Consider the following 11,896-nt stretch of genomic DNA (forward strand, 5'->3'; position numbering starts at 1 on the left):
GGCTCTCCATCGCCATCAACTCGGTAATACCGTCCTCAATACTTTAGGTGGTTGCAGGGTAAAGCGTCCAGTGTCGCGTTTGTATGTCCTGGTTAGCCGGCACGGCGATCGCTGACCAGCCCATAGACCAGCAGGAACAACAGGAACGCCGACACCACGATGGATGGGCCGGCCGGACTGTTCAGGTACCATGACATCGAAAGCCCGCCACTGACAGCAACCATGCCCAGAATGATCGCCACAATCACCATGCGCTCAGGGCTGCTGGCCAGCCTTCGGGCGGTGGCGGCGGGAATAATCAGCAAAGCGGTGATGAGCAGTACCCCAACGATTTTCATCGCCACCGCAATGACCAGTGAAAACATCAGCATTAATGTCAGTCGCAGCCACTCCACCGGCAGGCCTTCCACCTTGGCCAGCTCTTCGTGGATGGTGCTCATCAGCAGGCCTCGCCAGAGCCACACCAGCAGGCCCAGTACGACGGCCGCCCCGCCATAGATCCAGCCGAGATCGGCACGACTCATCGCCAACAGGTCACCGAACAGATAACCGGTCAGATCAACCCGGACGTCGGGCATGAAGCTTAGCGTAACCAGGCCTATGGCCAGCGCGCTATGGGCCAGAATGCCGAGCAGGGTATCGGTGGCCAGTGCGCGGTTACGTGACAGCATTACCAGCACCAGAGCCAGTCCAACGCAGACCAGCGCGATACTCAGGTTGAGCTGAATCTGGAACAGTGTGCCCAGTGCCACTCCGAGCAGCGCTGAGTGAGACAGGGTATCCCCGAAATAGGCCATTCTGCGCCACACCACGAAGCAACCGAGAGGGCCGGCCACAATGGCTACCCCGAGGCCCCCGATCAATGCCCGCCAGAAAAAATCGCCAAGGATCGAATCAATGAGGGGCATGGTGGTCTCGCGCCTTGGCGTCGTGGGAAGGATGGTCGTGGTGATGGTCGCCGTGGCCGTGATGATGGCCGACTACATCGCCGTGAAGATCATGACGATGATTGTGATGGTGGTGGTAAACCGCCACGCTTTCAGCCACGTGGCGCCCAAACAGCTCAACAAAAGCCGGATCGTTGGAAACCTGCTCGGGATATCCGCTGCAGCACACATGCTGATTGAGGCACAGCACCTTGTCCGTCGCTGCCATAACCAGATGCAGATCGTGGGAAATCATGATGACGCCGCAGTTGAGGGTGTCACGTAATGTGCGGATCAGATCATAGAGCGCCGCCTGGCCGTTGACGTCGACGCCTTGTGCCGGCTCATCCAGTACCAGTAAATCCGGTTCGCGTACCAGCGCACGGGCAATCAGCAGCCGTTGCATCTCACCGCCGGACAGATGATGGATGGAGGCGTTATAAAGATGCGCCACTGAGGTTCGCTCCAGTGCCTCGCGGCAGGCGGCTGGAGCGGCACCGGTCAGCGACATGAAGCGTTTGACGGTGAGCGGCAGCGTGGGCTGGAACTGGATGTGCTGCGGCACATAGCCGGTCCGCAGTCCCGGAGCCCGGGTGAGGGTGCCGGTTGAGATAGGCTGAAGCCCCAGCACGGCCTTGATCAGGGTGGTTTTGCCTGCGCCGTTCGGGCCGATCACCGTGACGATATCGCCGCGGCTGACGGTCAGATTAATCGCGTCGACAATCACCAGATCGCCGAATCGGACCGAAGCATCGGTCAGTGTCACCAGCGCTTCACTCATGGCAATGGGTCCCCTCGGGCGGCGTGCCTGACTGGCAGGCCGGGCAAAGTCCGGCAATTTCAATCGTGCTCTTTTCTACCGCAAACTTCTGAGCCTGGGCGGCCTGCTCCACAGCACCGTCGAGATCCGGCGAGGCCAACTCGAGAACGTTATGGCACTGGCGACAAATCAGGAAAAATCCGGTGTGGTGGTCGCCGGCGTGGGTGCATCCGGTAAAGGCATTCAATGATGCGATCCGGTGCACCAGGCCATGCTGCTGAAGAAAATCGAGCGCCCGGTACACGGTCGGCGGTGCCGCGTTGTGTCCGTCAAGGGTCAGTGCCGCCAGCAAATCGTAGGCACCGAGCGGTTTGTGGGATTGCCATATCAGCTCAAGCACCCGCTCACGAGTAGGTGTTAGCCGGGCACTGGCATCCGTGCAGATACGGCGGGCATCGGCCAGGGCCTGTTCGACACAAGCCGCGTGATTATGGGGGCGATAGGGTAAAGGCGTGGAGACCATGACGGGATCCGGCAGCAAATTAGTGAAACATTATAACATCGCTAATTGCTGGCGGAAACCGGAACTGATGGGAGGTAATGTCAGGCCGCAGTGGAACCGACGGCAAGGGATTCCAGGTATTCCAGGTTAGGGATGTAGGCTGTATGGCCATCAACATCCACAACCATCAAATCGGCGGGGCCTGTTTCCCCCTCGCTACGGTTGACCTGTTCTTCGATCAGCTTGGTCTGGCTGGGGATGCCTTGGGTAATCAACGCCATAAAAGGCATGGTGCCGTGGCCATCGCCGATCGTGTTCAGTACCGCTACCCGACCGCGGGCATTATCGGGTACCGATGTGGCGAGTCCGTTAGCGGCGTCGTAGGAAATCACGGGTAATCGAAGGCCACGCCAGTTGAGGAAGCCCGCGAGCCAGTCAGGGCTGTCAGGAGATAGCTCGGGCTTGGCGTAGTCCACGATTTCGGCGATGGATACGTTGGGGAGCAGTAGCTGTCGGTCGGAGACCGGAATCAGCACACAGGGAAGGACTTTTGAATTATCAGCCATGGTGTCGTCCTCAGGCGGAATCACGTTGCTGTTTGCGCTTGAGCAAACAGGATTCTTCAATGGTCTGGGTGAGCTTTCGCGCCAGTTGCACGGGATCACCGACAAAACTGGTACAGCCCGTCGCTGCGACTGAATCGGGCATCGAACTGTTGCCGCAGCTATCGCTGTTTTGTACCCATATTTTGCTGCCATAGGCCCGTAACAAGGGGGCGGCTATGGCACCGTCGTTACCCATTCCGGAAAACAGAATGGCATGGCAACGGTCTTTATAATGATCCGCGACGTTCAGCAGCACCTGATCGATTGAGGGCCCATAGGGGCCGGGCCAGGCGGTATCTTTTTGCTGCAGGCGGCCACGGCTGTCCAGATACCATTCGTGATCGACCGGCATCAGCACGACATCGCCATTGCGAACCTGGTAATCGGGTTCGGCCTGCTTCAGCGCATAATGCGCGTGACGCCCCAGTACCCGGGTCAGTACATCAGTGAAGTTGCCGTCGATGTGCTGGGCGTAAACAAAGCCAACCGGCAACCCTTGCGGCAGGCCATCAAGAAACGCTTTGACCGCTGCCGGACCGCCGAGTGACGCGCCCAGAACCCATACTTCCTCGGCCGGCTGGTCACGGGTCGCTTCCGGAATCCAGGTCGGGCGTCGCGGGCTTTCGGCAACCGGGGGATCCTGGTTCAATGCCTCAAGGCTGACCGGGTCATCCAGTTGCTCCAATGTGCCCAGCTGCTTCTCCAGCTTGTCCTGCAGGCGTCGTTCCCAACGGAAAAAATCAGTACTGCCGGGATTGGGAGCTTCATCTACGCCGAACAGGATCGGGGCTTCGGTATTTTCCAGTAAAAAATCAAACAGACTGGGATGGTCTGCTTCGTCCTCAAGCGCCACCAGCCAGAGCTGCACATCGGGTACGGTCGGGTATCCGATGAGCCGGGCCGGGTCGCCGGTGAAGCAAACCTCAAGCCCGAATCTGGCAACTGCATCCTGCAGCCGCCGGCGCTGCAGCGCGCTATCCGAAACAATAGCAACGCTGAAAGGCCTGACCTCAGCGGTCATCACTGATTACCGGTGAGCCGCTCAATGGTTTCAAGCAACTCGGTTTCCTGGAAGGGCTTACCGAGATACTCGTTTACACCGATAGAGAGCGCACGTTCGCGGTGCTTCTGACCTGTCCGCGAGGTGATCATACAGATCGGCGTTTCACTCAGATTCTCATCGTGGCGAACAAAGCTGGCGACTTCAAAGCCGTCCATCCGCGGCATCTCGATATCCAGCAGGATAATATCCGGCCGGTGATCCTGCAGTTGCGCGACGGCATCCAGGCCGTCTTTGGCGGTGATGACGACCATGCCATTTCGCTCCAGCAGGCGCGAAGTGACCTTGCGCACTGTCACCGAGTCATCCACCACCATCACGACGGTGGCACGCTCTTCGCGACGGGAATGCTCAGCTGCGGCCTCGAGGCCGGCGATGCGCTGGCGCTCGGACAGAATGTCGGAACGGATCATGGCCGGCAGGTCGAGGATCACAACCACGTTACCATCACCCAGAATCGTTGCACCGGAAACACCCCGGACCGAGGTAAACTGGGGACCAAGGGATTTGACCACGATTTCCCGGCTACCCATCAGGCTATCAACCTGCAACGCCATGGGTTGTTCCGCGCCGCGCACCAGAATGACCGGCAGCGGCAGAGCCTGTCCCTGCAACTTCGGATGGTGCTCACTGTGCAGCAGACCACCCAGATACTGCAGGCGGTACTGTTGACCGGCGTATTCGTACATCGGCGCATCCGGCTTGTAGTATTCCTCAAGCTCGTAGGTGCTGACCCGCACAATCCCTTCGATGGTGTTCAGAGGGATGGCGTAGAAATCTTCGCCGGTGGAGACCATCAATGCGCGGTTGACCGATACGGTGAACGGCAAGCGCACAGTGAATGTCGAGCCCTGACCCAACACCGAATCGATGTCGAGGCTGCCGCCCAATTGTTTGATCTCGCTGGCGACCACGTCCATGCCGACGCCGCGTCCGGAAATCTGGGTGACCTTCTGTGCGGTCGAGAAGCCGGGCTGCAGAATGAACTGGAGTATCTCCCGATCTGAAAGCTCTTCATCCGGCCGCAACATGCCCTGCTTGATAGCCTTGTCCCGAATGACGTTGATCGGGATACCGGCGCCGTCATCGATCATCCGCAGTACCACTTCGCCGCCTTCACGGGTTAGTGACAATGTGATTTCACCGGTGTCAGGCTTGCCTGCTTTCTTCCGGTCTGCAGGTGACTCGATGCCATGGTCAAGCGCATTACGCAGCATGTGTTCAAGTGGTGCGATCATGCGTTCAAGGATGTTGCGGTCCATTTCGCCTTCGGCGTTACGGACGTCAAACTCGACTTTTTTGCCCAGCTCACCGCTGATCTGACGCACAATCCGGCGCAGACGCGGCACCATTGATGAGAACGGATTCATCCGCGTCTTCATCAGGCCTTCCTGCAGTTCGGTATTGATCCGTGACTGCTGGACCAGCAGGGTTTCAGTATCACGGGTTCGATCGCCCATGGTTTCCCGAAGGTCTGCAAGGTCCGAGGCTGACTCGCTGAGTGCGCGCGAGAGCTGCTGAATGGAGGAATAGCGGTCCATTTCCAGCGGGTCGAAGTCTTCGCCGTATTCAGGGCCGTGATCGCGCTCTGCACGGAACAGGATCTGAGCTTCAGTTTCGATGTCCATTCGCCGCAACTGCTCGCGCAGACGTTCGATCGTGGCGCCCATTTCATCCAGGGTATGGCTGAAATCGCTCGACTGCTGTTCCAGGCGGCTACGGGTGATACTGGTTTCACCGGCAAGGTTGACCAGCTCATCCAGCAACGGCGCGGAAACCCGAATGGATTCCTGGGCTGCCCGGGCAGCGTCCCGCCGCGGCTTGGCGGATACCGGTGCCTTTTTAGGTGCTTTGGCTGCCGGTTTGGGCTGAGGTGCTTCTTCAGCTACCGCGACAGCCGGTTCCGGCGCTGGCGCAACGGCGTCCTGCACGTCATCAATGGTGGGCAACGTGACTGTGCCGGCGCTTGAGGCGTTGAAGCGTTTGCGAATTTCGCTGACCAGCGCGTTCAGGGTGTCCTGATCGTGGGTGATCGCCTGCCAGGCTGCTGCGTCAGGCTCATTGCCACCGAGGTCAATCAAGCGTGTTTCGAGCTCGTGTGACTTGTCGCCCAACTCCACCAGCCGTGCCAGTCGGGCACCACCTTTGAGAGTGTGGAGCGCGCGCTGAATTTCCTGGTTGAAGTGGCTGTTGGCTGGCTCCTTGCGCCAGTCGTCAAGCAGGTTTTCCAGCTGGTCCAGCAGTTCGCCCGCTTCCTCGAGGAAAATCTCCAGCACCTCGGCATCAACTTCTTCCGGTGATGCGTCGGTCTGCGGTGCATCTGTGGCCTGGGCTGCGCTGTCATCCGCAGGCTGCATGCGGGCGATCAGTGCTTTGTCTGCCTCAGGCATGGCGCCATTTTCCAGAACCGTCAGCATGCGGCCCAGATCCGCCACCGCTTCGTCACTCAAAGCCAGGGCTGCGGCACTGTTGGCCGGATCCGCCAGCACTTCTTCGAGGCGGTCGTGCCATGCATCGGCCAGATCAGCAACGGGGTCAACATCCGACAGCCGGGCGCCGCCCTTCAGGGTATGCAGTTCCTGCTGAAGTGAGGTGATGCCGGAAAGTACTTCCGGGTCTTCACGCCACTGTGCGAGACACTCTTTGATGGCCTCGTGAATTTCCATGCCTTCGTCAAGGAAGATGCCGACCAGATCGTCGTCGCGGTCGCTTGCCACAGCTTCGGACGACGTTGTTTCGATGGCGTCTTCCTGTGGCGAAACGGTCTCGCTGTGCTCCTCAACCGGTGCCTGGCCCTTAAGAATTGCTTCAACCTGGGCAATAAGATCATCAGCCGGGGTGTTCGGTTTCTGGGCTGCGACCTGTTCCACCATTTGCGCCAGGCGGTCGTGGCAGGCAAACAGCACGTCGTTCATGGCCGGTGTAGCTTCGCGCTTGCCTTCAGCGAGGTCTTCAAACAGATCTTCGAGCACGTGGGTCAGGTCGCCGATCGCATCGGCACCAGCCATGCGCGCGCCGCCTTTTAGCGTGTGCACATCCCGCTGCAATTGAGCTGCGAGTGCCTGATCGCCAGGGTTCTCGGTCCAGCTGTGAAGCGCGCTGCCGGTGGAATTGATGAGGTCGTAGGCTTCTTCAAGGAAAATGCCGACCAGTTCAGGATCAAAATCCGCTAGCGCATCCGAATGTTCGGGCTCATCATTTTCGGCTTCGGCTTCGGCTTCGGCTTCGGCTTCGGCTTCGGCTTCGGCTTCGGCTTCGGCTTCGGCTTCGGCTTCGGCTTCGGCTTCGTGCTCGGTTGCAGGCAGGTCGGCCTGAACTTCGGTAGATTCGGTCTCTTCGTCGTACCCCGCTTCTTCGCTCACCTCGGCAGCTGCCGACGGGTTGTCCAACAAAGCGGCTTTCAAGGCTTCGAGGACATCAGGCGCGGCCGAGCATTGGCCGGTTTCAGCGATGGCATCAACCATCGTGGCCAGCTGATCATGCGCCCGCAAAGCGATTTCGGTGCGTGCCGGTGTGGCTTGAAGGCGACCGTCGACGATGTATTCGAAGAGGGTTTCCATTTCATGGGCGATATCGGCAATGGGGCCAATCTCGGCCATGCGTGCGCCGCCCTTGAGGGTATGCAGTTCGCGCTGGAGCTCTTTTACCAGTTCTGGCTGGTGCGGATCAGACTGCCACTGATGTAACTGGTCAGCGGTGGTATCAATGATTTCACCAGCCTCTTCCATGAAGATTTCGGCCAGTTCCGGATCCAATGGTTCGGATTCTGAGTCATCGTCTTCAGACTCAAGGACTTCGGCTTCAGGTAGCGTCAGCTCGAGGTCATCTTCGTCTTCCGTTTCCAGCGTCGCTTCGGGGGCGCCGGGTACGCCAGCATTCATGCTGATGTAGGTCTGAATCTCGTTGATCAGATCCGGTGCGGGCCGTGGTGGCTGCTCCAGGCTGATCGCCTCGATCATGATCGCCAGACGGTCGTGACTGCGCAGCAACAGGTCGCTGAGTGCGTCGCTGGTCGCCAGATGGTTATCCGTCAGCGCCTCAAACAGGGTCTCCAGTTCATGAGACAAATCACCAATAGGGCTGATGTCGGCCAGTCGTGCACCGCCTTTGAGGGTGTGAAGATCACGCAACAGATGCCGCAACAGGTCGTTGTTGTCCGGCTGCTCAACCCACTGATGCAGGCGCTCGCCGGTACCTTCGATCAGGTCCGTTGCTTCCTCGAGGAAAATCTCTGTCAGCTCCGGATCGAAATCCTCTGACGGGGTTTCCTCAAGTTCGAGTGTTTCGGGCTCGTCCGTCTGGACTTCGGGCAAGGTTGCGCTCAGGTCGAGTTCTTCCTCGAACCCGGTATCGATTTCATCCAGGTTGGTGGCAAAAGCGTCATCCGCTTCGCTGCGGAAGTGCGCGAGCTTTTCCTGCAGCCTGGCCAGAAGCTCGGCATCGCCTCTTGTCGACAGACCGGCAGCAACCTGATCCATCATGTTGATTACAGCTTCATGGCCCGCGCGGGCGACCGCAAAAAAGTCATCGTCCGGGTGAATGCTGGAGGTCATGACAGCGGCGTAGGTGCGCTCCAGCAAATCGGCGAGTTCGGAAACGTCAGGCAGATTTGCGATTTCCGCGCCCCGTGCCAACTGACGTAATTCCAGTACCAGCTTGTCGAGTTGCTCGTTTTCGTCAGGCGCGTTTGCCCAGGCATCCAGGATCGCATCCGCATCCAGCAGAATGTCCAGCCCCTCATTGAGGAACAACTGGATCAGCTGAGGGTCCTGTTGCGTGTCTTTTTCAGACTCGCCGCCAACAGAACTCGACGTCAGGGTTCGCTCGGCCAACATTTCCAGTCGGCCGAGGAATGCATCGGTTCCCTGCAGAGGCTTTTGTGGAGCCGTGTGAATCTGTTGAAGGCCGGTCTCGATAAAGCCGCAGGCGTCTTCGATCAATACCAGTGCGTCGCGATCTGCGCGGTGATTTTCAGCGCGCGCGGTTTTAACAAACTTTTCCAGCGGCGAGATAATAGAGGCCAAGGGCTCTATGCCGGCTGTATGCGCAGAGCCTTTCAGCGTATGCAGCGCGCGGGACAGATTGTCGGTATAGGCGGTTGTGTCCCGACCTTCCGACTCTGCCAGGAACTGGCGCAATGCCTGCAGGTGGGTCTCGGTCTCGCTTTCAAAAATATCGAGCAGTACCGGATCGACCAGCTGGTCGCTTTCATTGTCTGCGCTATCGTCATTGCTGCCGGTCGCTGTGATCTCAGAGCTGGCGGACTCGTCCTCTTTGAGCGCGCTGACCTGAGTGTCGTCCGGCATCGTGCTGGTTTCGAGGATTTCGCCATTGGCCAGCGCGTTGGCGCGCGCTTCAAGTGGGGCGGTATCCAGCGACGGTGGGCGGCGGGCTTCGAAATCGCCGACCAGATCAGGCGTGATTGCAACCACATCCTGAAGCAGTTGACCGGCGTCGTCGCTCATGAAAACGCTGCCGTCGATGATCCGGTTCAACAGGTTTTCAACGGCCCAGGCCACTTCGCCCACCGCCGTAGCACCCACCATGCGGCCGCTGCCCTTGAGCGTGTGGAATGCCCGGCGCACTTCAGACAATGCGGAACGGTCGTCGTACTGGCGCAGTAGCATGGGTAAATACTCGTTGATGGTATCGAGTACTTCGCCAGCTTCCTCTATGAAAATTTCCAGGATTTCATCGTCGATCAGGTCGTCGTTGAAATCTGTTTCTGTGGCCGATTCGCTATCCTCGACGACAGCTTCTTCGTCGATCGGGAATGGTTCGACCTCGTCAACCTGCTCACGCTCAGGCGTTACGACTTGCTCTTCGGCTCCACCCGTTTTGCGGGTAGTTGAAAGCGCTTCTGTTTGAGCGATCAAATCCGCGACATCGCCAGCAACATTGCCGTTGCGGAATTCATTGATGAGGCCCGGAATTCTTGAAATAACAGTGTCAATCAGGCCGAACATCTCATCTGTTGGCTTGATGCTCTGGTCGATGACCCGGTTCAGCAGATTTTCAACAGCCCAGGCCAGCTCACCAATACTGGTCGCGCCTACCAGGCGGCCGCTGCCTTTGAGCGTGTGGAATGCCCGGCGGACTTCGGCCAATGCTTCGCGATCATCGTGGTTCTGGTGCAGGCGCGGGTAGAACGTCTGAATGGTTGTCAGGACTTCTTCGGCTTCCTCGACGAAGATCTCGAGAATTTCGTCATCAACCAAGTCAGCATCGGACTGCTTTGGCTGCGCGGTGGTGTCCGGCGCAGTGATATCGAGATCCAGATCCAGTGATTCGTCTTCGTGAGATGTCGCGTCCGCAGCATCGGCATTCCAGGTCGGCTCCTGGCCGACGGGGAAGCCGAGAGTCTGGAGGCTGTCTTCAGCAATCTTGAGAACGGCGTCGTTATCTTCGATGCCCTCAGCAAGGCGCTCAAGGTAGTACTCGATACTGGTGACCATATCGGCCAGGGTGTCGAGTTGCTTCCAGTCGGGTACGCGCTGGCCCTGAAGCAGAACGTCGGTAACGTAACGCTCTGCGGACAGCAGCATCGCTGACACCCGCTCCAGCGGGATCAACATCAGGCCACCACGAATGCTGTGCAGCAGGCCCGGGACGTGCTCGATTTCCCGAGGTTCCCACTGCGCCGCAATGAAGTTCACAATCGCGGTTTTGACCTGCTCCAGCGAGTTACGTGACTCGCGCAGCAAGGCGTGGTTCGCTTCCGATAATTCCTGGCTGCCATAGGTGATGGCCTGGCCGGTATCTTCTTCGCTGTGCGCGTTATGGTCTTTTTCAAGGCCAGCGAGTGTGGCTTCAACGTAAAGCAGGGCGCCGGCGATATCCATCAGGGTGCCGTCGTCGGCAGTTTCTGATGCAGCACTCAGGCGCTCGACGATTTCGACCTGCTCGGTCACCACGCGGCGAGGAATACCCAGGCCCAGAACCGCGAGGGTATTGGACACCTGTTTCAGGCCGGGGAGCAGTTCTTCCAGCTCGTCGTTCTGACGAAATTCGGCGCGAACGAAAAGATCGAGCTGATCCTTCAGGCGGGCCAGCTCTTCATTCAGCGCGCTGACCACAGAATGAATGGCTTCGCGGCCGGGGCCTGACACCTTGCTGCGGGCAGCGTCTACAGCTTGCTCCGAGGGCAGGGCAGCGGTGAGTCGATAGCGCTCCCGCAGTGTGCGTACGTTTTCGGTTTCCAGTTCCCAGGCACGGGCAACGTAATACAGCAGGTGTTTGAACAGGGCTTCAGGCACCGGCTGCTGAAGAATATCAACATGCTCGTCAATCAGACGCTTGAGTTCTGCGTCCAGCTGACGAAGCAGGGATTTGACGGCGGAGTTTACCGGGTTGTCACGACTCTTCAGGGTGTCGACAAAACCGGCGGCTGCCAGCCATAACTCGGCGCGCGGCGTGCGTTGGCAGAGTTTGACGACACGCTGGATAACCTTGTCGAGGTAATCAAAATGCGCATTCAGATCAGCCTCGCGGACGATACCCGCCAGCGCGAACTGATACATCTGGCGCAGTTTGCGAATGTGACCCAGAACCTTGGGATCCTGCAACCGCTGTGACGCACCAGGTGCCGCTTTGATGCGGGCAGCGGAGAGGTCGGGCTTGAACAGCGAGGTATCCGACAGCAGGGTTTCGCCACGGGCTGCACGCAGATCATTGAGCAGTGGCAACAGCACCATCGGGAAATCGTCTTTGCAGCTATCGAGATGCTCGAGATACTGCGGCAGCTGGAGGATAGCCTCCATCAGGACTTCGATTGCTTCGTCAACATGGGCGACGGTCTCGTTAAGTACCGCCTGTGCCAGCTTTTCCATTTCTTCGGTAAGCAAGGCGGCCCCATACAGCTCAACCATCTGCAGGGTGCCGTGCACCTGATGCAAATAATTAAGACAGAAGCGCAGACGGGCTGTGTCATCGCGATTGTCGACAAATGACTCAAGCGCCTGCTGGCCCTGTTTCAGGGTGTCCTGTATCTCGCCCCTGACCCAGTCGAGGGCGATGCTGTCATGGTGATTTCCCATAACCACT

6 protein-coding genes are annotated in these 11,896 nt (G+C 58.6%); all 6 read right to left on the reverse strand.

Annotation, left to right across the window (positions count from 1 at the left end):
* Positions 1 to 92 precede the first annotated feature (92 nt).
* The 6 genes from znuB to ACUN9X_RS03530 all read right to left on the reverse strand — a co-directional run bounded on the left by znuB (position 93) and on the right by ACUN9X_RS03530 (position 11,889).
* The gene (gene znuB, locus ACUN9X_RS03505) at positions 93 to 908 is read right to left on the reverse strand and encodes a zinc ABC transporter permease subunit ZnuB (protein WP_260038611.1); all 816 of its coding nucleotides are present in this window, start codon (positions 906 to 908) and stop codon (positions 93 to 95) included.
* Complete coding sequence (gene znuC, locus ACUN9X_RS03510) at positions 895 to 1,707, reverse strand: zinc ABC transporter ATP-binding protein ZnuC (protein WP_260038610.1); 813 nt, start codon at positions 1,705 to 1,707, stop codon at positions 895 to 897. Before znuC ends, znuB begins: the two co-directional genes overlap by 14 nt.
* Positions 1,700 to 2,209: a Fur family transcriptional regulator gene (locus ACUN9X_RS03515; protein ID WP_260038609.1), complete on the reverse strand. Its 510-nt coding sequence runs from the start codon at positions 2,207 to 2,209 to the stop codon at positions 1,700 to 1,702. The genes znuC and ACUN9X_RS03515 overlap by 8 nt, the downstream gene beginning before the upstream one ends.
* Positions 2,210 to 2,289: 80 nt before the next feature.
* Entirely contained in the window at positions 2,290 to 2,754 is a 465-nt protein-coding gene (locus ACUN9X_RS03520; RefSeq protein ID WP_445472197.1) for a chemotaxis protein CheW, read from the reverse strand.
* 10 nt (positions 2,755 to 2,764) lie between these two features.
* Entirely contained in the window at positions 2,765 to 3,814 is a 1,050-nt protein-coding gene (locus ACUN9X_RS03525; RefSeq protein WP_445472198.1) for a chemotaxis protein CheB, read from the reverse strand.
* Positions 3,814 to 11,889, reverse strand: coding sequence for an Hpt domain-containing protein (locus ACUN9X_RS03530; protein ID WP_445472199.1), 8,076 nt, complete (start codon positions 11,887 to 11,889; stop codon positions 3,814 to 3,816). Before ACUN9X_RS03530 ends, ACUN9X_RS03525 begins: the two co-directional genes overlap by 1 nt.
* Positions 11,890 to 11,896 lie beyond the last annotated feature (7 nt).

Source organism: Marinobacter sp. V032, from assembly GCF_052645435.1.

Excerpts from the sequence above, each read along its gene's own strand:
- znuB (WP_260038611.1), bottom strand. The coding sequence starts at position 908 with ATGCCCCTCATTGATTCGATCCTTGGCGATTTTTTCTGGCGGGCATTG.
- znuC (WP_260038610.1), bottom strand. The coding sequence starts at position 1,707 with ATGAGTGAAGCGCTGGTGACACTGACCGATGCTTCGGTCCGATTCGGC.
- ACUN9X_RS03515 (WP_260038609.1), bottom strand. The coding sequence starts at position 2,209 with ATGGTCTCCACGCCTTTACCCTATCGCCCCCATAATCACGCGGCTTGT.
- ACUN9X_RS03520 (WP_445472197.1), bottom strand. The coding sequence starts at position 2,754 with ATGGCTGATAATTCAAAAGTCCTTCCCTGTGTGCTGATTCCGGTCTCC.
- ACUN9X_RS03525 (WP_445472198.1), bottom strand. The coding sequence starts at position 3,814 with ATGACCGCTGAGGTCAGGCCTTTCAGCGTTGCTATTGTTTCGGATAGC.
- ACUN9X_RS03530 (WP_445472199.1), bottom strand. The coding sequence starts at position 11,889 with ATGGGAAATCACCATGACAGCATCGCCCTCGACTGGGTCAGGGGCGAG.